The organism is Gordonia sp. SL306, from assembly GCF_026625785.1.
Classification (GTDB): domain Bacteria; phylum Actinomycetota; class Actinomycetes; order Mycobacteriales; family Mycobacteriaceae; genus Gordonia.
This window is the reverse complement of sequence record NZ_CP113063.1, coordinates 5070295-5092821: the sequence shown is the minus strand read 5'-3', so window position 1 is coordinate 5092821 and position 22527 is coordinate 5070295. Positions and strand designations below refer to the sequence as shown.

General features: G+C 65.7%; 24 protein-coding genes. 5 read left to right on the top strand and 19 right to left on the bottom strand.

Annotation, left to right across the window (positions count from 1 at the left end; genetic code table 11):
- Nucleotides 1-5: 5 nt before the first annotated feature.
- The 3 genes from OVA31_RS23335 to OVA31_RS23325 form a co-directional block, all read right to left on the bottom strand.
- A complete protein-coding gene (locus OVA31_RS23335; protein ID WP_267628913.1) occupies nt 6-1220 on the bottom strand; it encodes a cytochrome P450 in 1215 nt (404 codons plus the stop codon).
- Nucleotides 1221-1242: 22 nt separating this feature from the next.
- The gene (locus OVA31_RS23330; protein ID WP_267628912.1) at nt 1243-2196 is read right to left on the bottom strand and encodes a PDR/VanB family oxidoreductase; all 954 of its coding nucleotides are present in this window, start codon (nt 2194-2196) and stop codon (nt 1243-1245) included.
- A 99-nt stretch (nt 2197-2295) separates the two neighbouring features.
- Nucleotides 2296-3057 (bottom strand): IclR family transcriptional regulator, encoded by a 762-nt coding sequence (locus tag OVA31_RS23325; RefSeq protein ID WP_267628911.1) that lies wholly within the window; start codon nt 3055-3057, stop codon nt 2296-2298.
- 139 nt (nt 3058-3196) lie between these two features.
- Here OVA31_RS23325 and OVA31_RS23320 point away from each other — a divergent pair, with 139 nt between their 5' ends.
- Nucleotides 3197-3616 carry an SRPBCC family protein gene (locus tag OVA31_RS23320; RefSeq protein WP_324290148.1) on the top strand — a complete coding sequence of 140 codons (420 nt, stop codon included), beginning with the start codon at nt 3197-3199 and terminating at the stop codon, nt 3614-3616.
- On the opposite strand, the gene OVA31_RS23315 is transcribed toward OVA31_RS23320, so the two are convergent.
- A complete protein-coding gene (locus tag OVA31_RS23315) occupies nt 3610-4248 on the bottom strand; it encodes a TetR/AcrR family transcriptional regulator (protein WP_267628909.1) in 639 nt (212 codons plus the stop codon). The two genes, OVA31_RS23320 and OVA31_RS23315, sit on opposite strands and share 7 nt — an antisense overlap.
- A gap of 69 nt (nt 4249-4317) precedes the next feature.
- Here OVA31_RS23315 and OVA31_RS23310 point away from each other — a divergent pair, with 69 nt between their 5' ends.
- On the top strand, nt 4318-5175 hold the full coding sequence (locus OVA31_RS23310; RefSeq protein WP_267628907.1) for an alpha/beta fold hydrolase: 858 nt from the start codon (nt 4318-4320) through the stop codon (nt 5173-5175).
- Here OVA31_RS23310 and OVA31_RS23305 read toward each other — a convergent pair.
- The 5 genes from OVA31_RS23305 to OVA31_RS23285 form a co-directional block, all read right to left on the bottom strand.
- On the bottom strand, nt 5160-5621 hold the full coding sequence (locus OVA31_RS23305) for a MaoC family dehydratase (RefSeq protein WP_267628905.1): 462 nt from the start codon (nt 5619-5621) through the stop codon (nt 5160-5162). The two genes, OVA31_RS23310 and OVA31_RS23305, sit on opposite strands and share 16 nt — an antisense overlap.
- A gap of 22 nt (nt 5622-5643) precedes the next feature.
- Entirely contained in the window at nt 5644-6006 is a 363-nt protein-coding gene (locus OVA31_RS23300) for a hypothetical protein (RefSeq protein WP_267628903.1), read from the bottom strand.
- 157 nt (nt 6007-6163) lie between these two features.
- Nucleotides 6164-6568, bottom strand: coding sequence for a hypothetical protein (locus OVA31_RS23295; RefSeq protein WP_267628902.1), 405 nt, complete (start codon nt 6566-6568; stop codon nt 6164-6166).
- A gap of 45 nt (nt 6569-6613) precedes the next feature.
- Complete coding sequence (locus OVA31_RS23290; protein WP_267628901.1) at nt 6614-7327, bottom strand: response regulator; 714 nt, start codon at nt 7325-7327, stop codon at nt 6614-6616.
- On the bottom strand, nt 7327-8487 hold the full coding sequence (locus OVA31_RS23285) for a sensor histidine kinase (RefSeq protein WP_267628900.1): 1161 nt from the start codon (nt 8485-8487) through the stop codon (nt 7327-7329). The genes OVA31_RS23290 and OVA31_RS23285 overlap by 1 nt, the downstream gene beginning before the upstream one ends.
- Before the next feature lie 171 nt (nt 8488-8658).
- Between OVA31_RS23285 and OVA31_RS23280 the strand changes: the two genes are divergently transcribed.
- Nucleotides 8659-9243 carry a universal stress protein gene (locus OVA31_RS23280; protein WP_267628899.1) on the top strand — a complete coding sequence of 195 codons (585 nt, stop codon included), beginning with the start codon at nt 8659-8661 and terminating at the stop codon, nt 9241-9243.
- Nucleotides 9244-9262: 19 nt separating this feature from the next.
- On the opposite strand, the gene OVA31_RS23275 is transcribed toward OVA31_RS23280, so the two are convergent.
- The 4 genes from OVA31_RS23275 to OVA31_RS23260 form a co-directional block, all read right to left on the bottom strand.
- Nucleotides 9263-10219: a helix-turn-helix domain-containing protein gene (locus tag OVA31_RS23275; RefSeq protein ID WP_267628896.1), complete on the bottom strand. Its 957-nt coding sequence runs from the start codon at nt 10217-10219 to the stop codon at nt 9263-9265.
- Nucleotides 10220-10233: 14 nt separating this feature from the next.
- Complete coding sequence (locus tag OVA31_RS23270) at nt 10234-11196, bottom strand: helix-turn-helix domain-containing protein (RefSeq protein WP_267628895.1); 963 nt, start codon at nt 11194-11196, stop codon at nt 10234-10236.
- Nucleotides 11197-11229: 33 nt separating this feature from the next.
- Nucleotides 11230-12186 (bottom strand): hypothetical protein, encoded by a 957-nt coding sequence (locus tag OVA31_RS23265; RefSeq protein ID WP_267628894.1) that lies wholly within the window; start codon nt 12184-12186, stop codon nt 11230-11232.
- 61 nt (nt 12187-12247) lie between these two features.
- Nucleotides 12248-13096, bottom strand: a complete 849-nt coding sequence (locus tag OVA31_RS23260) for an alpha/beta hydrolase (RefSeq protein WP_267628893.1) — start codon at nt 13094-13096, stop codon at nt 12248-12250.
- Nucleotides 13097-13351: 255 nt separating this feature from the next.
- On the opposite strand from OVA31_RS23260, the gene OVA31_RS23255 reads away from it, so the two are divergent.
- Nucleotides 13352-14194 carry an alpha/beta hydrolase gene (locus OVA31_RS23255; protein WP_267628892.1) on the top strand — a complete coding sequence of 281 codons (843 nt, stop codon included), beginning with the start codon at nt 13352-13354 and terminating at the stop codon, nt 14192-14194.
- Here OVA31_RS23255 and OVA31_RS23250 read toward each other — a convergent pair.
- From OVA31_RS23250 to OVA31_RS23225, 6 genes are all read right to left on the bottom strand, one after another.
- Nucleotides 14185-15462 carry an acyl-CoA dehydrogenase family protein gene (locus tag OVA31_RS23250; protein WP_267628891.1) on the bottom strand — a complete coding sequence of 426 codons (1278 nt, stop codon included), beginning with the start codon at nt 15460-15462 and terminating at the stop codon, nt 14185-14187. The two genes, OVA31_RS23255 and OVA31_RS23250, sit on opposite strands and share 10 nt — an antisense overlap.
- Before the next feature lie 31 nt (nt 15463-15493).
- Complete coding sequence (locus OVA31_RS23245; protein ID WP_267628890.1) at nt 15494-16912, bottom strand: cytochrome P450; 1419 nt, start codon at nt 16910-16912, stop codon at nt 15494-15496.
- 147 nt (nt 16913-17059) lie between these two features.
- Nucleotides 17060-19456, bottom strand: a complete 2397-nt coding sequence (locus OVA31_RS23240; RefSeq protein WP_267628889.1) for an excinuclease ABC subunit UvrA — start codon at nt 19454-19456, stop codon at nt 17060-17062.
- A 162-nt stretch (nt 19457-19618) separates the two neighbouring features.
- Nucleotides 19619-20029, bottom strand: a complete 411-nt coding sequence (locus OVA31_RS23235) for a VOC family protein (protein ID WP_267628888.1) — start codon at nt 20027-20029, stop codon at nt 19619-19621.
- A gap of 5 nt (nt 20030-20034) precedes the next feature.
- On the bottom strand, nt 20035-20484 hold the full coding sequence (locus OVA31_RS23230; protein WP_267628887.1) for a helix-turn-helix transcriptional regulator: 450 nt from the start codon (nt 20482-20484) through the stop codon (nt 20035-20037).
- Nucleotides 20485-20624: 140 nt separating this feature from the next.
- Nucleotides 20625-21311 (bottom strand): HAD family hydrolase, encoded by a 687-nt coding sequence (locus OVA31_RS23225; RefSeq protein ID WP_267628886.1) that lies wholly within the window; start codon nt 21309-21311, stop codon nt 20625-20627.
- Nucleotides 21312-21442: 131 nt separating this feature from the next.
- Between OVA31_RS23225 and OVA31_RS23220 the strand changes: the two genes are divergently transcribed.
- Nucleotides 21443-22402: a TIGR03557 family F420-dependent LLM class oxidoreductase gene (locus tag OVA31_RS23220; protein WP_420714233.1), complete on the top strand. Its 960-nt coding sequence runs from the start codon at nt 21443-21445 to the stop codon at nt 22400-22402.
- Nucleotides 22403-22527: the final 125 nt, after the last annotated feature.

The window sequence follows — 22527 nt, the reverse complement described above, 5'->3', positions numbered from 1 at the left end:
CGCGCTCAGCGTGCCTGCCGGACCCGGATCGGCAACGACGCCCACGACCTCAACGTGTTGTTGAGGTGACGACGGGTCGGCCCGGCGAGCTCGATGCTCTCGACCCGGCGCACCAGCGCCGTGAGAAGGGCCTCGGACTCCAGGCGTGCAACGTGCTGGCCGACGCACTGGTGGAGCCCCATTCCGTATCCGACGTGACCGGATGGATCACGATCGAGATCGAACGCATCGGGATGGTCCCAACGTCGCGGATCACGGTTCGCGGCCCCGAGGAACATCAGGATCTTCGACCCGTCCGGGATCGTGACGCCTGCGAAGTCCACGGCACGCGTGGTGGTGCGGAAGAACGTCTGCACCGGGGACTCCCAGCGCACGGCCTCGTCGAAAGCGTTGCGTATCGACGCCGGATCGGAGCGAAGTCGCTGCCATTGCACCGGGTTGGTGGCGAACGCATAGAGGACTGCGGCGAGACCGTTGACGGTGGTGTCCACGCCCGCGGTCAGCAATGACCGCACCACCAGTGGGGCCTGTTCGGCGGTGATGTCGCCGCGGTCGCTCGCCGCCCAGATCTGCGCTCCGAACCCGTTGTCGGTCAGCGCCTCCCGCGTGCACTGCGTACCCACCCACGCGGACAGTCCGGCGACGTGGGGCGCGCCGTCGGCGACCAGGCTGTTCGACGGGCCGAAGGCGTTGAACGCGTGATTGCCGTACGGGAGCAGATTCTCTCGGCCGGTCGTCGAGATGCCCACCGCATCCGGGAAGACGCGCAGCGGAAAGGCCTGGGCCAGTTCGATTGCCGCGTCGAACTCGGTCGAGCGTGACAAGACCGACGCGACGAGGTCGTCGGCGTCGGCCATCCATTCATCACGTAACCGACGCAACGCGCGCGGTCCGAGGATCTTGCTCAGTACCGACCGCGGGGCATCGTGATGCGGAGGATCTGCCTCGAGGAGCACGCTGGGCGGGCGCCACGGCTTCTCGTGACGGAAGTTGCTCAGTCCGACCCCGGCCGACGACTGGAAGGACTGCCAGTCGGTCAGGGCGGCATGCACCTGCTCGTACCGGGCCATTCCGTAGATGCCGTACCTCTCGAGGAGGACAACCGGTCCGATCTCGCGTAACTCCTGTTGACCCGGCAGCGGGTCGGCGAGCACATCGAGCGCGAACGGGTCGAGGTCCGACACAGGGATCGCGGTGCGCGGCGAGCTCGTGGTTGTCATGATTGATCTCCTTGGATGTGGATCACAGGTCGAGGACCAGGCGATCGGAACGCGAGCGGGACACGCAGACGAACATGCAGTCGCCGACCGCACGCTCGTCGTCGTCGAGGAGGGAATCGCGATGATCGGGTTCGCCGGCGATCACAGCGGTTTCGCATGTGCCACAAAGCCCCTCCCGGCACGACGAGAGAACGGTGATCCCGACATCGGAGAGAGTGTCGAGGACGCTGCGCTCCGGGCGGACCGTCACCGTGCGTCGGGAACGCGCGAGATGTACTTCGAACGGCGCCGTACGTGCAGGTGCCACCGGCGTCGCGGAGAAGCGTTCGACGCGCAGCCGTCCGGGCGGCCAGTGAGATGTCGAGGCCGTCAGGTCCTCCAGCAGGCTCCGTGGTCCGCATGCGTAGACCTGCGTGCCGGGTTCCAGGGTGCCCAGCCGGCCGGTCACGTCGAACCTTGCGCTCTCGTCACGCGCGGACACGGTGACCCGCTCCGCGTGCGCGGCGAGGGCGTCGAGGAATGGCATCGTGCAGCGGCTGCGCCCCAGATAGAGCAGATGCCATGCCGCACCGACCATCTCGGCTTGCACGATCATCGGGACGATCGGTGTGATACCGATCCCGCCCGCGACGAACAGATAGCTCGATGCGGGTGCCATCGCGAAGTTGTTGCGGGGTCCGCCGACCTGGACGTGGTCGCCCACCTGCAGCGTGTCGTGGATGTACACCGATCCGCCCGAGCCGTCGACGTCGCGTCGGACCGCGACTCGATACGTGTGCGCGTCCCAACGGTCGCCGCAGAGCGAGTATTGGCGGGTGAGGCCGCCGGGCAACGCCACGTCGACATGGGCACCCGGCGTCCAGTCCGGAAGTCGTCGTCCGTCGGGATGCTCGAGCGTGAGGACGACGACGCCATCTGCCACGACCTCTTTTGTGCGGACCCGCAAGACGTGTGCCGGGTGTGCCTCCTGAACCATGTCCACTCTCCTCATGTGAAGCGTGGATCAAGGGTCGCGCTGCGGACTACGCCTGCCCCAGTAGCTTCTCAATGATTGAGAGAAGAATCGTGTCGTGGATCACTGATGCGGTCCGCGAACATGGGTCATCACCCTCGATATCCCGCGCGCTGCGGCCTGGACTGCCGGAATCTTGCTGTAGGAAGCGGCGTCGTTGGGTGCGATGATCCCCAGGGCCGCGACCACCGTTCCCCGACCGTCACGCACCGGCGCGGCGATGCCGGTGGTGTCCGGATAGATATGCCCCGCACAGAGCGCATAACCCTCGCGGCGGATGTGGGCGAGCATCGCGCGCAGCTCGGCACCCGTCTGGATCGTCTGGTCGGTGTACACCTTCATCGGGGAATCCATCACCGACTGCTGGACATCATGTGCGGCGTGTGCGAGCAAGACGAGGCCCGACGATGACGCGTGTACCGGCAACCGGCCGGCGATCCGGGAGTAGTTGACGACCGGCCCCGGTGACCACAGGCGTTCGAGGAACAACACCTCGGTTCCTTCGAGAACCGCCAACTGTGTGTCGTTCCCGATGACCTGGTGCAGGTCCTCCATGAACGGGAGTGCGGCGGCGCGTAGTCCCATCACGGGCGATGCGCGAGTCGACAACTCCCACAACCGTATCCCGATACGGACCTCCCGGCCGGAACGCTCGAGCCAGCCCGCCCGTACCAGTTCCTCGACCATGCGTGACGCCGTTGCCACGTGCAACTCTGCCCGTCGTGCGATCTCGCCGATCGTGAGTGAGGGTTCGTCGAGACCGAAGGCCTCCACGATGCGTACGGCACGGGCGATGACGGATTCTCCGGTGGCCACACGCGACATGCCTCGATCCTGTCATGGGTGGTCCGCGGCGTGGCGCGATCGCACGCACCGCGCTCGACGGCACGCCTGGCTACACTGGCGGAATCGATCAGGAGCCGAGATGTCACCGACCCGCCGCGTGTTGATAGCAGATGTGACAGTGCCTTTCGCAGCGTCTCCGACGACGACATTCGATTATCTGGTCGATCCGGAGAACCGTCCGCGCTGGCAATCGAGTCTGCGTCGGATCGAGGATCTGTCACCGGTGGGCGACCGTGCCGGGGGCACGGGTACGTCATGGAGGGACATCACCCTCGTGCCGTGGGTACGGCCTCATCTCGAGGTCGTCGAGTGCGCGGCCCCGCTGCGCTGGCGCGAGATCGGTCGATGGTGGTTCGTCGACGCGAGCCTGAGCCTTGCGGTCTCTGCGTTACCGGATGGCCGCACCGAGGTGCGGGCTCGCGCGTACCTCACCGTCCCGCTGGTCCTGGCAGCGTCGGCTCTGGCACTGAAAATGCTGGCGCCGTCCGCATTACGTGCTGATCTGCATTTGGCGGCGTCGATCGTGGGAGACTACTGAGCCGACGAGACGGAGGGGGAAGACCCGCCGCCGGACAAGTCGATGCGGGCGTGGCCGATGAACCACTCGGTCCATTCGCCGGGCGTCCACCCGCGTTCGGCGATCAGCCGGAGCCAATTGCGTCGGGCCGCCAGCAACCAGACCGCGTCGACGATCGCGTCGGCGGGGCGAGCGCCGGTGATCACGGTCAGCGCCCATTGCACTTCGTCCCATCGATTGGCCTCACGCACCTGGAGGCGCTGTGCGGCGGCGGGATCGGTCACCGCAGCTTCATCCAGCACGTTCTGAATGGCCGCCGACCTGACGTGCGCGGCACACAGCCACCGCGCACCCGCGGCGAGGCGCTCTTCGGGCGGTCCGTTCCCCATCGCCCGGTACTCGGCGAGTTCGCGGACCGGGATCCCCTCCCCCGCGGTCAGCGCGTGATCGATGCATGCGTCGAGCAGGGCCAACTTGTTGGGGAACTGCTGATAGACGGTCTGCCGTGTGACACCCGCGTCGGTCGCGACGTCGGCCATCGTGGTGGAAACCCACCCGCGGCCGCAGAACATCTCGGTGGCGACCGCGAGTACCCGGTCTCGGTTCTCCAGCGCGCGTCGGGCGCGGAGTTCGGAGTTGTAGGTGCGCGCCACGGATTCAGTCTAGACATAATTGAGTTTACTCGGTGTAATGGTAATCAGAACCCTTACCGAGGAGACCTGATGCGTGAGCACACTGTGAGAACCGACCTCGGCAGGCTCCATGCCACCATCGTCGGCGAAGGGCCGGTGACCGTTCTCTGGCACAGCATGTTCGTCGATGGGCGATCGTGGCAGCGGGTGGTGCCGGCGCTCGCCGAACACCGAACGCTGGTCATCGTCGACGGGCCGTCGTCCGGGCGCAGCGACCGACTCGATCGCTCCGTCGACATCGCGGCCTGTGCCGACGCTGCCGTTGAACTCGTGACAGACCTTCGCGCCGGATTCGACCAGGCAGCAGGCGTCGACGAGTCCGGTGTCGACTGGGTCGGCTGCGCCTGGGGTGGTCACGTCGGTCTACACCTCGCGGCCACGCGGCCCTCGATGGTCCGCAGCCTCGTCGCGATCAGTGCGCCGACGTTTCCGATCGACGCCGCGCTACGCCGCCAGGTCGGGTTGCTGTTGCCGCTCTACCGCGTCATCGGCCCACGGGGGCCCGTCCGCTCCGCGATCGAGACAGCGGTCTTCACCGACGCCACCCGTGCCCACGATGCCGAAGCTCTCGGACTCCTGAACGACTCGTTGCGCACATCTGGTCGTTCGATGATCGCGGCCATCCGCACGGGGATACTCAATCGCACCGATCTCGAATGGGCGGCCCTGCGCACCGCATGCCCGACACTGTTCGTGAGTACCGACGACAGGGGCGAGTGGACGCCGGCCGAGGCGCGTGCGATGGCATCGAGAATGCCTGACGCCCACGAGGTCACGGTGCACGGTGCGCGAGTGATACCGGCTCTCGAACAACCGGGCGCGACGGCGTCGGCGATCATCGATTTCTGGAGCCGATCAGCCCTGACCACCGATCAGCGGCGGATGTGACCGTCCGCTCGGGCACCGTCCGGGCGGCCATCCGAGTATGAGATCCGGACCGGGCGGAGGATGGCTAGGTGTGTCGATCCGTCGTCGGCGAGGACCGACGCGGTTGCGGCGATGTGGCCGGCCCCGACGAGGTGCGCGGTCACGAAGAGCGTGACCGAGTGGTCGACGAGGTACACCGGACGGACGAATCGCGTGTCACAGCCGGTGATCCGACCGCCGCGGTTGCGTACCCAATCGTCGGCATGGCGGACCACGATTCCCAGGATGAGCAGGCCGTGCGCCACCGGCGCGGACAACCCTGCCTCGGCTGCGGCGGCGGCGTCAATGTGAATGGCATTGGTGTCTCCGGACACTCGCGCGTAGCGGCGGACGCGGTCCATGGTGATCTCCTCGGTCGCGACCCAGAGCTGTTGGCCTGGATCAACCGGTTCGACGGGGGTGGGCACCTGGGGCATCGTCGCTCGCCTCCTAGCTCCTGAAGGTGAGGGTCGACGTCGTCACCGCGATCGGCGAGGTGTCACCGTCCGCCACGATGTCGCTGCGGACCAGGAGCTGGGTGGCGCCGCCGCGTCGATGGATCCGCTCCACTGTCAACAGCCCGCTCAGGTGGTCGCCGAGCCGGGGTTCGCGGCGCAGATGCAGCGATTCCGATGTGTGGACGATGCCGTCACTGGGTACCGTCCCGGAATCCATTGCCTGGTGGGCCAACTCGGTCGTGACACGAAACACGACCGGCAAACCGAAGTCGTCCGAGTGTGAGCCGAGGACGTCGGCGAAGCCGGCCAAGAGCTCACCGTCGACGACTATCACGTCGGGTGTTGTGAAGGTCATGCCCTCTACCAGCTCTCTTGCCATGATTCACGCTAGCGAACCGACGACAACTTGCCAATCGTCGGGACAGACGAACGTGCGCCGTCTGTACTGTCGCCGGGAGCCCGGCGGCGCAGGCCACTCGACCAGATCGGCGAAGGTGACGGCTGCGGGCCGGTCACCGCGGATCGTCGTCGGGCACGATGTCCGGAAGGCCCTCGCCCACCGGATCGAGCACCGCTCGTATCCGAGTCCCCCATCGCTCATGGGCAGCCTGCCGTGTCATCCCGGCGGCCCGCCCGATCGTCGCCCACGTCGCCCCCTGGGTCCGCAACACGAGCACGGTCTCGAGTCCATCGAGACCCGCGCCGAGCTGGATCCGAAGACTCACCAGGTGCCACGCGAGGGTGCGCTGGCGGGGAACGGCCGTCCCCTGCTCGGCCTCCCACTCGTCGGTCCCCGGTAGCGGACCGGTACCGATGATCTCGTCGGCGTGGCGGCCCGCCTCGGTGGCCGCCGCGGTCACCACCTGCCGCGCTGCGTCGTCGACCGCGACGGCGTAGGCCCGTTCGATGAGCGTCATTGCGCCTCCTTGTCAGGTTAAGCTTGACGCCAAGGCCACGATCTGTCAAGCCCTGCCTGACGAACTCCCCTGGTTGCCGAAGGGCGTGACGAGCGAGTTCTCGAAGGCGTAAATGATCGCCGCCGCCCGGTCCCGCAGGTCGAGTTTGGTGAAGATGTGATTCACGTGGCTCTTCACGGTCACCTCGGAGATGAACAGACCGGCGCCGATCTCGGCGTTGGTGAGTCCTCGCGCCATCAGACGCAGGACATCGAGTTCGCGTTCGGTCAGTCCGCTGCCGGCGGGTTCACGCGGTTCGGGTGTCGCGCGGCGGAATCCGCGGAGCACCCGTTCGGTGACTGCCGGGTCGAGAAATGCGCCGTCGCGCACCACGGCCCGCACGGCCCAGATCAACGCCTCGGCAGGCGAATCCTTCAGGATGAAACCTGCCGCGCCCGCGCGCAGGGCGCCCGACAGCAACTGGTCGTCGTCGAAGGTGGTCAACACGAGCACCGGCGGAGGGTCACGTAGCGTCCGCACGGTGGCGGTGGCGGTGATGCCGTCGACGTGGCGCATTCGCAGATCCATCAGGATGATGTCCGGCGCGCACGAGGCCACCTTCTCGACAACCTCATCGCCATCGCCGCATTCGCCGACGATGTCGAATCCGTCCCGGGCCCGCAGGATTCGACGTAGTCCGGTCCGGACGAGCTCCTGGTCGTCGACGAGCAGCACGCGGATGCCGAACGGGCTCACCGGAACCGATCGCGTCGACGTCATCAGCCGGCCCGCCGTACGGCGTCGGCGTTGCCGGGAAAGGCCGCGCGGACCACCCATGCCTTCTGGTGGCCTCCGGCGTCGACGACCCCGCCGAGCAACTGCGCCCGTTGTTTCATCCCGTCGATGCCCGAACCGTCCGATGATGCACGGCCCGTCACCGGAGAATGCGGGTTGCGGACGCACAAGACGATGTCCGAATCCGCGGTCAAGGTGACTGTCGCGGTGGGGTTGCGCGAATGCTTCACCACGTTGGTCAGGGACTCCTGGGTGATTCGATAGAGTGCCGCCCCGAGGGGGGCCGGAATCGTCTCGAGGTCGACATCGACATCGAAGCTCACTGCGACGCCCGCCTTTCGGTAATCGTCGACCAGTCGATCGATGTCGCGGGCACTGGGCGTCGGTGCCGCCGAATCATCAGACGAACCCAGGACCTTCACGATGTAGCGGATCTCGGTCATGGCCTGACGACCGAGGCGCTCGGCATCTTCGAGTGCCTCGAGCGCCTCGTCGTGTGCACCTTCCTGGAGTGCGCGCCGCGCGCCCGTGACATTCAACATCGTGATCGACAACGAATGTGCGATGACGTCGTGGACCTCGCGGGCGATACGGCGGCGCTCCTCGCTGGCGGACCGTTCAGATCGAGCCTGTTGGTCACGTAATTCGTTCTGGGACAACAGCTTCTGATACAGAATCATATAGCCGATGAGCCATCCGCACAGGATCGCGAGGACGTAGACCACCGGAGATTGCAGATGCCCGGCCTGGCTGCCGACCAGGACGACCGCCACCGACAGCGCCGCGACGGCCAGGCCGCGGCGCAATGACTCCATCGCCGCTGCTATCGCGGTCGTGAGCGCGAGCAGCAGCGGTGCCACGTCCACCGGCACCGGATCCATCAGCATCAGTGCCACGCCTCCCGCGGCGAGGACGGCACAGACCACCTTGCTCGGAATCCAGAGATCCACGACCAGAGACAAACTGGCGAGTGCGGCCCCGAGGAGCGCCCACCAAGGCGGTTCCAGGGGCAGTCGTTGCACGACGGCGCCGATGGTCAACCCGGCCGAGCCGGCGAGAGTCACGGCCGGGTAGAGCGGCGGATAACCGTCGCCCGCCATCTCGATCCGGCGGCGGACAACCGCGGCCATTGACGACACCGACACAAGAAAAGGATAGGCCGCCGCAGCGTGCAGTCGTCTGTCTGTGGTTGGAATCGCGGCTCCACCCACGGATGGAGGACAGGTCCGTCTACGGCATGCGGATCCCGTGGGCTCTGATCCCTACCGTCGAATGCAGAGGTCAGAGCAGGTCCGTGACGACAAGAGGTGAGAGCCGTGACCATATCTGAGATCTTCCACCCGAACCAGGCGCGCACCGCGACAGCGATCGACCGGCTGCCCGTGCGCGGCATGATCGTCGTCGGCTACACCGGTTCCCCGGTGTCGACCCGGGCATTGGAGTCCGTACTGCGTGCGGCCGATGCACATGCCCGAATAGCGCTGGTCTGCGCGATCAACCCGATCCGCCCACCACGATCGACATCGTTCATGCACGACGCCCTGAAATCCGAGGCGTATCTCCTGTCGGACCGGGCAGCCATCGACGAGCAGCTCCGCCGCGGCGTCGAGGCGCTGCACGCACATTCACTGGAACCGGAAACCGTGGTCGCGATAGAGGGCGACCCGGTGAGAGTTCTCTCCCGGGCCGCACGAGAGTTGGAGGCGGCGCACGTGGTGGTCGGAATGCGAGAGGATCGGCCGACTGGCCAGGTACGTCGGATCGCGAAGGCTCTCCCGGACGACGTCGCGCTGTTCGCGACCTCCGGAGACGCCCATCTCCGACTGGTGCGCACCCGGCGGATCCGTCGTGGTGTGCGAACGCTCGCACCGGAACCCATCGGTCGGGCCGTCGGCGCGTGACCGTTCCGGCTTCACTCGCTCACCGGTTCATCCGTCGCCAGTCCCGCGGGCTGAGCTGGAACCTGTCGCGGAAGCGGTGCGTGAAATGTGTTGGATCGGTGAACCCGTGTTGTCGGGCGACTGCGGCGATCGTCAGGTGAGGCTGATCGAGAAGTGAGTCGCGCGCCCGGTCGAGGCGCAGGCCGATGATGTACTCCTGCAGACCTGTTTCCGTCATCTGCCACGCTTTGTACAGTCCTCGGACCGAGATGTTGTGGGCCATCGCGATGGAACCCGCCGAGAGCTCGGGGTCGGTGATGTTCCGTTCGATGTGAGCCCGGACCCTGCGCACGAGGTCGGGGATGTCGTCGCCCGTACTGCCGGAGGTGTCGTCGGCGGCGTCGAGGATCAGGGCATGCGTGAGGAGGGTCGTTGTCGCGTTCAGCTCGGACAACACCTGTGGGTTCGAATCCGCGACCTCCTGCAACTCGCCCAGGAATGACAGGTAGAGCTGATATAGGCGGCTGGACGGCCGGAGTCTCTGGATGGCCCGGCGTACCGCGGCCGGTGGAAGGTTGAGCAGGTTGGTATCGACGTGGACGATGGTCGACGCGCCCCGGTCGGTTCGGCGAAAGTCGTAGGGGGCGGCCTGATCGACCATCAACAGGGTGGACTCCCGGGAATCTGCGTGCGTGACGACACCATGTTGACGGTGGCTCCACGACCCGGGTGAGACCGCGACGAGCGCCACGCGGTCGGCGACTCCGGTCCTCAGACGGGAACTGCTGACCGACAGGGTGATCGGATCCGATTCGACATGCATGAGCGATGTGCCCTCGCCGATGGTCCAGCCGCTGACCCGCGCCCGGAACGCATGGTGTGGAACCAACGGGGTGACGGTGAGACCCGGAGCGGTTCCGGCCACCCGGAAAGCGTTGTGCAGCTCCGCGATGACTGCTCGAGAATCGATGGTGGCGGTGTCGAGGAGGAGCGCCATGCCGCGGTCCGCTGCTACGCGTCCGGATTGGGAGCCGGGACAAGCGAACTCATCTGCCGCCAGGCACGGGGCGACAAGCCGTACATCATCCGAAAACGTCGGCTGAAGTGCGAATCGTTGGTGAAGCCCCAGTGGTGCGCGATCGCCGACACCGTGGATGACCGCAACTCGGGTCTGGCCAGATCCTCACGTGCCCGCGCGAGGCGCTCGGCGATGATCCACTGTTCGAGGCTGAATTCCGCTGATGCGCACAACTTGAAGAGGTGGCGTGGCGAGATCCCGTGTGCGGCCGCGATAGATTGCGGGCAGAGGTGTGGATCCGCGAGATGCTGTTTGACGTAGGACCTGATGCGAGGCAGGAGCATCTCGGCCATCGCGCCCCGCGCGTAATCGATGTCGTACGCGGACGCGATCAGGGTCCGGGCGAGTTCGACACTCGCTTCCCCCAGCGATCGGGCCGCCACGCTCGACGTCAATGTCTCGGCCTGCACCGTCAGCTGAGAGATGTGGTTGACCGTCATCGCCGCCACGGGACTGGCGTGCAGCCGGAGGGCCGCCGATTTCACCACCTCGTAGGGCAATCCGACGGCGTCGATCGGGACATGGAGACATCGGGACGCGCCGATCCCGCTGAGTCGATAGTCGTACGGGGAGTTGAGGTCCATCAGCATCAACTCGTTCGGGCGCACCGAGCGTTGGGTCCCGTATTGCTCCTGCTTTCCGACACAGCCTTCGTGAATCGCGATCGCCAGCATCTCGCCCGGACCGGAGTCGATCTGCTTCTGGGTGCGGATGAGTCGGAATCCGGTCATCTCGGCCCGAAAGATGCTGGCGTCCCCGTACGTCCAGACGTCCATGTGAGACCGCACCCCGATCGAATTCTCCAGCCGGACGGTCGAGGGCACCGATTGTTCCTGCATGGCAACGCAGGTCGCTTCCACGCGATCGGCCGGGGCGAGCCCCTCTGTGCTGAACACGACTGTCATGGCTGGCCCCGAATCGTTTCCTGATCAGCCGTCCGCGCCGCGGCGGTCGGCCGTGATCTGTTGCCATTCCTGTGGCGAGAGCCCGTATGCGGCGGAGAACTCTTCGGCGAAGTGTGCCCGATCCGCGAAACCCAGCGACCGGGACTGGTCGGCACGCAACTGACAGCCTTGCCGGGCGATGACGCACCGGGCCAGCCGGAGGCGCTCGGCCAGCATCCATCGGTCGAGGTCGAACTGCTCGGAGGTCGCGAGTTGCCGTAGCTCGGTGACGGACACCCCCAGATTATCCGCGATCATGCCGGCCGACAGGCCGGGATCAGTCAGATGCCTGCGGACGAAATCCGCGACCATCGCCATCAAGGCATCCGATCGGATCTGATCGGCGGGATCGCGCACGGTCGCGAACAATCCGTGGACCAGAGCCGAACCCGCCTCTCCCACCAGGCCCCGTGTCCGCCGATCCGCCGGGGAATCGGGAACACAGAGCTCCCAGATGTGCCGCGCGACGATTCCGTGCAGAGGGCTCGCCCGGATACGTCGGACCAGTTCTGGCAGCTCATCGGGATGGACTCCGGCGTCCTGTATCGGTACCCGGATGCTGCGCGCGGCCCCGGCGCCATCCCACCCTGCGACGTACGGGGCGTCGAGATCGACCACCATCAGGTCACCCGGACGAAAACTCTCCTCGCCGCCGTGCTGTTCGAGGTGTCCGACACCCTTCTCCTGTACCGCGATCGCGAGCGTGGCCGTCGGTCCCCGCCGAATATGCGTTGACGTCCGCGACAGGCGATGACCGGTGGTTCGTGCGCGGAACACGCTGACGGCGCCGTACCGCCACAGCTCCATCACAGCTGTGATGTCGTCGCAGGGGTCGAAAGTGACGCGGGCCGGAAAAGACTGCAGTTGGAATTCCGCGATCGTGGCGTCCATCCGCTCGGCGGGAACCACGTCGGCGGTATCGAAGACGACGACCATGGTCATCCCTCCCGGCAGGGCCTGCTCCGCGAGTCGTCAAGCGAGCCGCGGAGCAGGCTCACCGTGGTCACCGTTGCGAAGCGCGGGCCGCCTTCAGTACGACAGCGGCCACGGCGCCCGGACGTGACACCAGAGACGCGTGACTCGCGTCCACCTCACTGGTGCGGCCCTTGGCGGCACGGGAGGCCATGAAACGTTGCAGGTCGGGCGGGATGACACGGTCCTGCCGGGACACCAGGTACCAACTCGGGACATTGCGCCACGACGGATCGCCCGACGGTTCGAGGTTCGCGACGAGCGCGGCCGACTTCTGATGGGCGAACATGTCGGCGGCCGTCGCGACACTCACGTCCTGGGCGAAGATGTCGCGGAAGTAGGGCCGCGCGATGTATCCGTCGAGGTTCTTGCCACCCGGACCGGTGGGATCGTCGACGACCTTCAATTGCAGCGCGGGCGGGAGCAATCGGCTGCCCGGAAAGGTCAGCGGGTTGAGCAGTCCCTGGACGAACTCACCTCGTGCAGGCGCGAATGCGGCGATGTACACGTTGGCGACCACATCGGGGTCATGCGTGTTGGTGATGACCGCGCCACCGTAGGAGTGCCCCACCAGCACCACCGGCCCCTTGATGCCCGCGAGTTGCTTCTCGAGAAGCGCCGAATCGTGGGCCGGCCCACGCAGCGGATTGTCGAAGGTCTGGACCGGGTAGCCCTGACCCCTGAGCGTCGTCGCGACGTCGCGCCAGCCGCTGGCATCGGCGAATGCGCCGTGCACCAGTACGATCGCCGGCTTCGGCGGTGGCGCTGCGGCAGCAGGGCCGGCCGACAATCCGAGAATGCCGAGGACGATGATCACGGCGGCCGCGACCCTGGCGAGGAGCGCACGTTGCGACCGACCGGAAAGAACGGTGGAAGGCATGACCTGAGTACCTTTCGTGATGGGCGAACCTGACTCTCCGGACCGGGACACGCCGGAGCAGTGACGCGCAGTCTCATTGTGAGTGCCACCGCCCGAGTTCGCTCGCTGTTACGCCGACCGACCGCCACGCGTGCCCGCAGGGCACAGAACTGTGCACGATCGGCCAGGTTGCCGGGGCGCGATGGCGATATCATCACGGTCCAATGGCCGGCCATCGTCCAATCCCTCACTCGGCGAACATCTTCGGAGAACACTATGACCTCCTCGTCCTCTCCCGACACAGTTGTCCTGATCCACGGTCTCTGGATGACACCGCGGAGTTGGGAACACTGGGTGACCTACTACGAGAACAAGGGACTGCAGGTGCTGACCCCCGCCTATCCCGGCTTCGAGATCGAGGTCGAGGCGCTGCGGGAGAACCCGGACGTGATCGCCTCCCTCACCGTCGAGGACACGGTCGACCATCTGGCGGGGATCATCGAATCGCTACCCACGGCGCCGATCCTCATCGGACACTCGTTCGGCGGCACCATGACCCAGCTCCTGGTCGATCGAGGGCTGGGTGCCGCTGCGGTGGTGATCGACTCCGCGCCGACCGAGGGCGTTCTCGTGAACCCGCCGTCGCAGCTCAAGTCGTTGTTCCCGATCCTCAAGCGCCCCTCCAACCGCCACAAGGCCGCGGGTTTCACGCATGAGGAGTTCCAGTACGCCTTCACCAACACCGTGAGCGACGAGGAGTCGCGGGCGGCCTACGACCGCTACGCGATCCCCGCTCCCGGAGCATGGGTGTGGCGGTACGGTGTCTTCGCGAACCTGACGCCGCGACATCTCGAGACCGCGGTGGACTATTCGCGAGACGATCGCGCACCGCTGCTGTTCATCGCAGGCGGGGCCGACCACATCATGCCGCCCTCGGTGAACAAGTCCAACGCCCGCCACTATCGGAAGTCGTCGGCCGTCACCGACTTCCACGAGTTTCCGGGGCGCTCGCACTGGACGTGCGCCGAGCCGGGATGGGAGGCGGTCGCCGACCACGCGCTCGCCTGGGCGCGCTCACAACTGGGCGAGCAGACCCCGTCCTCGACGCGTCAGGCCTGAGTCGGACCGACCCCTTTGGGCGCGCCAGCCGACATGAAACCGAACAGGTATCCGGCGACCCGGCGCATCTGGATCTCGTCGGCCCCCTCGGTGATGCGATACCGGCGGTGATGGCGGTAGATGTGTTCGAAGGGTTCATGGCGTGAGTAACCACGCCCACCGAAGGTCTGCATGGCCTGGTCCGCTGCGTCGCAACACAATCGGTTGGCCTGATAGTTGCACATGGAGACCTCCTGGGACGCCGCGAAGGGCCCCTCGGTGTCCATCTTCCACGCCGTTTCGCGAACCAGCGCCCGCAGCATCGCAGCACGGGTGTGCAGATCGACGAGAGGAAACTGGATCGCCTGATTGGTGGAGAGTTTCCGGCCGAAAGGCGAGCGCTCGTTGGCGTACGCGACAGCTCGGTTGATGCAATATTGGGCGGCACCGAGGCTCGAGGCCGCTTGGCGAATCCGATTCTCGTTGAAGAAGTGTTGCACGATCTGCAGTCCGCGCCCCTCCTCGCCGAGGATGGCCGAGTGCGGCACACGTACGTCCCGCAGGCTGATGTGGGCATGGTCCGTCGGCATGTTGAAGGTCCACAGGTACTCCTCGACCGTGAATCCGTCGGACTTCGGGTCCACCAGGAACGCCGTGATGCCGCGTGCGTCACCGGCATCGCCGCTCGTTCGGGCGAAGACGATGTCCCGATGGGCGGCGTGGATGCCGGTGTTCCACGTCTTCTCGCCGCTGATCAGCCACGTGTCGCCGTCGCGGACCGCAGTGGTCTCCATATGCGTGGCGTCCGAGCCGTGGTCGGGTTCGGTGATGCCGAAGGCGAAGAACTTCTGTCCGGCTGCCAGATCTTCCACCCACTCCTCCCGTTGCTCGGGTGAGCCGTACTCCAGCATCAGCAGCAGGCCGATGTTGTTACCCACGATGCAGTGCTCGTTCTGGAGGTCGCAGTGCAGGCCGAGCCCCTTGCCTGCGAGATGCTCCCGGATGACCGCCATGGCCAGGTTGGAGCCATCACGTCCACCGAACTCCGAAGGGAACGGGTAGCGAAAATGGCCCGCAGCGTCGGCGCGCCGACGTACTTCGCCGAGGAGCGCCTCCCAGTCGGCGCTCGGGAGTCCGTCCCGGCCCCAATCTGTTCTCGAGTCCTCGCGTCGATGATCGAAGAATCGGACGTTGTCGTCGGCCTGCTCCAAGGGGACTATCTCGTCGTCGATGAACGCATCGAGTTCGGCCAGGTAGTCGGTCAACGATTCGGGCAACGCGAAATCCATGCGTCGATCCTCCAGGGTGGACTGCAGTGGGTCAGGGACTCACGCGCCGTCGCATATCGATCGGCAGGCCGTCGGCGGGCGTCGGGCCGGTTCCGTAGGTGAGGTCGAGCCGATAGTCGGCGGGCACCGACCATTCGAAACGCTGCAGCATCTGGTGCATGATCGACTTGACCTCCATCCCACCGAAGTAGAGGCCGATGCACTTGTGTGCGCCCCCGCCGAACGGCGCCCACGCGAAACGGTGCACCTTGTCCTCACGACGATCGGGTGAGAACCGGTCGGGGTCCCAATGCGTCGGGTTCGGCCACCATTCCTCACGCAGCATCGAGGCCCAGGGGTGGATGGCGACGAGCGTGTCCTTGGGTACGTAATGACCGAGGATGTCGGTGTCCGCGATGGTCTTCCGGAAGAGCATGCCCACCGGGGCGTTGATCCTCAGCGTCTCCTTGAACGCGAGGTCGAGGCTCGGCAACGAATCGATGTCGTCGTAGTCGAGCGTCGACTTCCCCAACGCGAGGGATTCCTCCCGGAGCCTGTCCTGCCATTGCGGGTACCGACCGAGGAAGTACGTGAGCATGGACAACGCGATGGTGCTGGTGTCATGCGCGGCCATCATCACGAAGATCATGTGATTGACGACGTCCTCGTCGCTGAAGGTGTTGCCGTCCTCGTCCTCGCTGTGGCAGAGGACGCTGAACAGGTCATCACCGTCGCCGGCCCGCCGAGCGGCGATCTCAGATCGGAAGTAGTGCTGCAGATCCCCGCGCCCGCGCAGACCCCGCGCCCAGGTCCAGTCCCGCACGTCGGCACGCACGAGTGCCTGCCCGCCGCGGACGGCCGCCTCGAACGCACTCTCGAGTCGGTGCGCCTCGCCCTCGGTGAGCGACGCACCGACGAAGACCTCGGTGGCGAGCGACAAGGTCAGGTCCTTCGTGCGGGAGTACATCGGGAAGCCCGTGCCGACCTGCCAGTTGGACAGCGTCTTCTCGATGTGGGGCGTCATGATGTCGAGGTAGCCGTTGAGTCGCGGACGCGTGAACGCCTGCTGCAGGATTCGGCGGTGATGCATGTGCTCGTCGAAATCCATCAGCATGATGCCGCGGCGGAAGAACGGGCCGATCATCGGTTCCCAGCCCTCTTCGCTCGAGAACGCCTTCTGCCGGTTCATCCAGGCGCATTCGATCGCCTCCGGCCCGACCAGCGTGACGATGTTCATGTTCAGCGAGCCCGACCAGGAGACCGGGCCGAACCTGTCGTACCGCGCCATCGCACTGCCCAACGGGTCGGCCAGCGCTTCCAGGGTGTTGCCCAGGTACGGCATGCCGGCGTCGCCCATCACCGGCTTGAGGTCCGACCCGGCCGGCGGCTCGGCCAATGCTCTCGGTGTGCTCGGGTATGCCTTGGACAATGCGCCGAGACCGGCTTGGAACCTCTTCTTCGCGGATTGCACCGACGTCCACTCCCTCGTCTGATCGACGTCGACACGGACGATGGGCTGCCCGTGCCTTCTTGGAACGGATTCTTGCATCTGTTCCAACCGGAGTCTAGGACCGCCCGCGATCCCATGTCCCCGGAAATCGCGTTTCCGCGCGTCGGATCAGGAAGGCGCTCCCACATAATCGGCCAGATGGTGCGCGGTGAGTGTGGACCGACCGCCGACCAGGTCGCTCGGCGTCCCCTCGAAGACCACGCGTCCGCCGTCGTGTCCGGCCCCCGGGCCGAGGTCGATGATCCAGTCGGCGTGTGCCATCACGGCCTGATGGTGCTCGATCACGATGACGGATTTCCCGGCGTCGACCAGCCGGTCGAGAAGTTCCAGCAACTGCTCGACGTCGGCGAGGTGAAGTCCGGTGGTCGGCTCGTCGAGCACGTAGACGTCGCCCTTGTCGCCCATCTGCGACGCGAGCTTCAGGCGCTGACGTTCTCCGCCGGACAACGTGGTGAGAGGCTGCCCGATGGTGAGGTAGCCGAGCCCCACGTCCCGCAACCTGACCAGGATCTTGTGCGCCGCAGGTATTTTCCCGTCGCCGGAGCCGAAGAACTCCTCGGCCTGGGCCACCGACATCGTGAGGACGTCACTGATGTCACGGCCGCCGAAGGTGTACTCGAGCACTTCTGCGGAGAAGCGCTTCCCCTCGCAGACCTCACACGGGGTGGCGACACCTGCCATCATCGCGAGATCGGAGTAGATGACCCCTGCCCCCTTGCAGTTGGGGCATGCGCCCTCCGAATTCGCGCTGAACAGTGCAGGTTTCACACCGTTCGCCTTGGCGAAGGATTTCCGGATGGGATCGAGCAGACCGGTGTAGGTGGCGGGGTTGCTGCGCCTGGAGCCTTTGATCGCCGCCTGATCGATCGACACGACGTCGTCGCGTCTGGCCACCGAGCCGTCGATCAGTGAACTCTTCCCCGAGCCGGCGACGCCGGTCACGACGACGAGGACGCCGAGGGGGATGTCGACGTTTACGTTCTGCAGATTGTGGGTCGACGCACCACGGATCTCCAGTGCGCCCGTAGACGTCCGCACCGATTCCTTCAGTGCGGCCCGATCGTCGAGATGCTTGCCGGTGAGGGTGCTGCTCTTTCGGAGCTCAGCCACGGTGCCCTCGAAGACCACCTCACCCCCGTCCCGGCCGGCCCGAGGGCCGAGATCGACGACGTGATCGGCGATGGTGATCGCCTCCGGTTTGTGTTCGACGACCAGTACGGTGTTGCCTTTGTCTCGGAGCTGTAGCAGCAGGTCATTCATCCGGTCGATGTCATGTGGGTGAAGACCGATCGTGGGCTCGTCGAACACATACGTGACGTCGGTGAGCGACGAACCGAGATGACGGATCAGCTTCGTGCGTTGCGCTTCACCGCCGGACAGTGTGCCTGCCGGACGCTCGAGAGACAGGTAGCCGAGCCCGATGTCGACGAACGAGTCGAGGGTCTCCCCCAGACTGGTCAGCAACGGTCCCACCGATGGCTCGTCGAGGTCGCGAACCCAGTCGGCGAGGTCGCTGATCTGCATCGCGCAGAGGTCGGCGATGTTCTTGCCCTTGATCTTCGACGAGCGTGCACTCTCGGCGAGGCGTGTTCCGTCGCAGTCGGGACAAGTCGTGAACGTGATCGCGCGATCGACGAAGGCCCGGATGTGGGGCTGCATCGCTTCACGGTCCTTGGACAGGAACGATTTCTGGATCTGCGGGATCAAGCCAAGGTAGGTCAGGTTGATCCCCTCGACCTTGATCTTCGTCGACTCCTTGTAGAGCAGATCATTGAGTTCACGCTTGGTGAACTTCTTGATCGGCTTGTCGGGATCGAACCATCCACAGCCCCGGTAGATCCGGCCGTACCAGCCCTCCATGCTGTAGCCGGGGATGGTGAGGGCTCCCTCATTGAGCGACTTGGACTCGTCGTAGAGCGCCGTCAGGTCGAAGTCCGAGACCGCACCACGGCCCTCGCATCTCGGGCACATGCCGCCGGTGATCGAGAAGCTGCGGCGCTCCTTGACCGTGCGACCGGCCTTCTCGATGCTCACCGCGCCCGCACCGCTGATGGACGCCACGTTGAACGAGAATGCCTGCGGCGAACCGATGTAGGGCTTGCCGAGACGACTGAACAGAATGCGCAACATCGCGTTGGCGTCGGTGGCGGTACCGACCGTCGAGCGCGGATTGGCGCCCATCCGCTCCTGGTCGACGATGATCGCCGTCGTCAGTCCCTCGAGGACGTCGACGTCGGGGCGGCCGAGGTTCGGCATGAAGCCCTGCACGAATGCGCTGTAGGTCTCGTTGATCATCCGCTGCGACTCGGCAGCGATCGTGCTGAACACCAACGAGCTCTTTCCCGATCCGGACACCCCGGTGAACACGGTCAGCCTGCGCTTGGGGATGTCGAGACTGACATCTTTGAGGTTGTTCTCACGCGCTCCGTGCACCCGGATCAGGTCGTGGGTGTCGGCGAGGTGTTCAGCAGGCGACCTGTTCTTCGCCTTCGTGGCCGTGCTCATCGTGCCTCCATCTGGTCGCTGCGGTCTGGACGTCTGCGGGTGACGGGTTCGGCGTCGATCCAACCATGCCGGCGCGATTTGTCGGGTATGTCGGGACCAATGTCCCGAATTCGTCGACGGTCAGGCGTCCCTCGCGGTATCTGCACATCGGATCGCCGCCGATCAGCTGATCTCGTCGATCCTGATCAGATTGCCGGATGGATCTCGGAATGCGCAGTCGCGCACACCATATGGCTGTTGCATCGGTTCCTGGATGACCTCGGCGCCGCTGGCCTCGAGCCGCTCGAACAGTCCGTCGAGATCGTCGGTGGCCAACGTGACCGCGCCATAGCTGCCCTTGGCGATCAGTTCCAGGATCGTCTGGCGCTCCTCTTCGCTGATGCCCGGGTCCGCGGCGGGCGGATGGAGCACGATCGATGTGCCCGGCTGATTCGGCGGCCCGACGGTGAGCCACCGCATGCCCTCGTAGCCGACATCCTTACGGAGTTCGAAGCCGAGCGTGTCCCGATAGAAGGCCAACGTCGCGTCGGGATCGGTCTGGGGCAGGAAGGTGTACTGAATGGTGATGTTCATGGGACTCACCGTAAGCGCGACTGCGTGCCCTGCGCTTCTCGATTCCTGATCGGTCTCGTGACCTGTTTCGCCAGGCACGCCGGTATGCCGTCGATGGCGTCTCCGTCGTGACGCTTGTAGGCGCTGGGCGTGCGCCCCACCAGTTCGGTGAAGCGCGTGCTGAAGGTTCCGAGCGACGAACATCCGACCGCGAAGCAGACCTCGGTGACACTGAGGTCGCCTCGGCGTAGCAGCGCCATCGCTCGTTCGATCCGCCGGGTCATCAGGTACGAGTAGGGGGACTCGCCGTACACCCGGCGGAACTCTCGGCTGAGGTGCCCGGCAGACATATGCGCTCCGCGTGCGAGCGATTCCACGTTCAATGGCTGCGCATACTCCCGATCGATGCGATCGCGGACCCGGCGGAGGCGGGCGAGGTCTTGCAGTCGCTGATCATCAGAGGACGTGCTGGTCACGTATGTGATCGTGCCACGTCGGGCCGTGATTGCCCACCACCGCCGGTGCGCGTGATCTGCCCTCCGACACCGGCGCAGTACGCCGTATCAGGGACGACAGCCGGACATACGATCCGTACGCTACGTCCCGACACGAGTTGTCAAGGGGTCCAACCCTGTTCAGCGAGGGTGCCGATCGAATCGACGACCAGCATCGCGCCGGCGTCGGTCAGCTCCGACTCGGCGAACCCCCCGGTGCGGACCGCCACGCAACCCGCCTGCAGACGGCGTGCCGACTCGATGTCCCAGATCGTGTCCCCGACGACCACAGCGTGACGACCGTCGGCGCGTTCGAGTGCGGTGGCGAGGATGTCGGGCTCGGGCTTCGAATTGTCCACGTCCTCGGCCGACGTCACCGCCGCGAACTCGCCGCGGGTCATACCGAGGGAATCGATCGCGGCATCGGTGAACTCGGCGGCGCCCGACGAGGCCAAGGCCACCTTGAGGCCACGGTCGGTGAGCGCGTGGACCAGTTGTCGGGCCCCCGGAAGTGGCCGGACCTCGGGCAACAACTCGCGATATCTGTCGGCCCATTCCGCGCGCAGAGCGCTGCCGAGGCGGTGCTCCACCTCATCACCGCAGACCTCCCCAACCAGGAGGTCGCCGCCCATGCCGATGGTGCGATGCACCCGCCACCAGGGCGGCACGAGGTGGTGGGCGGCGAAGGCCCGCATCCATGCCAGAGCATGCAGATATGTCGAATCGACGAGGGTACCGTCGACATCGAGTAGCACGGTGTCGACAGTGGCACCGGTGCCGATCGGTGAAGCAGTGTCCGAACCGTCCATGTGAGCCTCCTGGTTTGGCCGCCGATCACGTACTCGTCGTCCAGAGTCTCAGGAATCCCGGACAACCGCCCATGCAAAGGAGCGAGACCGTGACCGCTACGCCTTCGGCAACACAATTCGGATACACCTTGATGACCGAGCAGGCAGGACCCAAGGACCTCGTTCGGTACGCGATCGACGCAGAGCGTGTCGGATTCGATTTCGAGGTGTCGAGCGATCACTTCTTTCCCTGGTTGTCGTCTCAGGGCCACGCGCCGTACGCGTGGAGTGTGCTCGGCGCGGTCGCCCACGCGACCGAAAGAGTCGGATTGATGACCTACGTGACGTGCCCGACCATCCGCTATCACCCGGCGATCATCGCGCAGAAGTCTGCCACTCTGCAGATTCTCGCCGACGGACGCTTCACCCTGGGGCTGGGAAGCGGGGAAAACCTGAACGAACACGTCGTCGGCACGGGGTGGCCGGGTATCGCCGATCGACAGTCCATGCTGGTCGAGGCCATCGAGATCATTCGGGACCTGCACGACGGCGGACTCGTCGATTTTCGTGGAGAGTATTTCCAGGTCGATTCGGCGCGGATCTGGGATCTTCCGGACGACCGGGTGCCGATCGGCGTCGCGGTGTCCGGGGAGCGTGGAATCGGCGAGTTCCGCCCGCTGGCCGACCATCTCATCGCCGTCGAACCCGACGCCGGCATCGTCGAGCAGTGGAACCGATACGAATCCCCGGACACAGGTGCCGAGAGCCGGGCGATCGGTCAGATCCCCATCTGCTGGGACTCCGACCGTGATGCAGCGGTCGCCCGCGCCCACGACCAGTTCAGATGGTTCAGCGGTGGCTGGGAGGTCAATGCCGATCTCCCCACCACTGCCGGGTTCGCCGCGGCCACCCAGTTCGTGACTCCCGAGAACGTCGCGGATTCGATCCCTTGCGGGCCCGATCTCGATGCCATCGTCGACGCCGTCCGGCCATACCGGGAAGCCGGTTTCACCGATATCGCACTCGTCCAGATCGGCGGAGCGTCGCAGGACGCCTTCTTGGCGCAGGCAGCCGGTCCCTTGCTCGAGAAACTCCGCACCGCCGCCGGGTAGACAACTGCGGCGATGGACGCCCACGCGATGGTCGCCTGATTCATAGATATCCCGAATAGTGCTGTGCAGCAATGATTCATGCTCGCCCACGAGAGTTCCACGACGCGATTCGCCTTCCTGTTACG

Excerpts from the sequence above, each read along its gene's own strand:
- OVA31_RS23325 (WP_267628911.1), bottom strand. The coding sequence starts at position 3,057 with ATGTCGCGTGTGGCCACCGGAGAATCCGTCATCGCCCGTGCCGTACGC.
- OVA31_RS23290 (WP_267628901.1), bottom strand. The coding sequence starts at position 7,327 with ATGACGTCGACGCGATCGGTTCCGGTGAGCCCGTTCGGCATCCGCGTG.
- OVA31_RS23225 (WP_267628886.1), bottom strand. The coding sequence starts at position 21,311 with ATGGACGGTTCGGACACTGCTTCACCGATCGGCACCGGTGCCACTGTC.
- OVA31_RS23300 (WP_267628903.1), bottom strand. The coding sequence starts at position 6,006 with ATGACCTTCACAACACCCGACGTGATAGTCGTCGACGGTGAGCTCTTG.
- OVA31_RS23295 (WP_267628902.1), bottom strand. The coding sequence starts at position 6,568 with ATGACGCTCATCGAACGGGCCTACGCCGTCGCGGTCGACGACGCAGCG.
- OVA31_RS23275 (WP_267628896.1), bottom strand. The coding sequence starts at position 10,219 with ATGGCGCTCCTCCTCGACACCGCCACCATCGATTCTCGAGCAGTCATC.
- OVA31_RS23265 (WP_267628894.1), bottom strand. The coding sequence starts at position 12,186 with ATGACCATGGTCGTCGTCTTCGATACCGCCGACGTGGTTCCCGCCGAG.
- OVA31_RS23240 (WP_267628889.1), bottom strand. The coding sequence starts at position 19,456 with ATGAGCACGGCCACGAAGGCGAAGAACAGGTCGCCTGCTGAACACCTC.
- OVA31_RS23220 (WP_420714233.1), top strand. The coding sequence starts at position 21,443 with ATGACCGAGCAGGCAGGACCCAAGGACCTCGTTCGGTACGCGATCGAC.
- OVA31_RS23235 (WP_267628888.1), bottom strand. The coding sequence starts at position 20,029 with ATGAACATCACCATTCAGTACACCTTCCTGCCCCAGACCGATCCCGAC.
- OVA31_RS23255 (WP_267628892.1), top strand. The coding sequence starts at position 13,352 with ATGACCTCCTCGTCCTCTCCCGACACAGTTGTCCTGATCCACGGTCTC.
- OVA31_RS23310 (WP_267628907.1), top strand. The coding sequence starts at position 4,318 with ATGCGTGAGCACACTGTGAGAACCGACCTCGGCAGGCTCCATGCCACC.
- OVA31_RS23260 (WP_267628893.1), bottom strand. The coding sequence starts at position 13,096 with ATGCCTTCCACCGTTCTTTCCGGTCGGTCGCAACGTGCGCTCCTCGCC.
- OVA31_RS23330 (WP_267628912.1), bottom strand. The coding sequence starts at position 2,196 with ATGGTTCAGGAGGCACACCCGGCACACGTCTTGCGGGTCCGCACAAAA.
- OVA31_RS23335 (WP_267628913.1), bottom strand. The coding sequence starts at position 1,220 with ATGACAACCACGAGCTCGCCGCGCACCGCGATCCCTGTGTCGGACCTC.
- OVA31_RS23250 (WP_267628891.1), bottom strand. The coding sequence starts at position 15,462 with ATGGATTTCGCGTTGCCCGAATCGTTGACCGACTACCTGGCCGAACTC.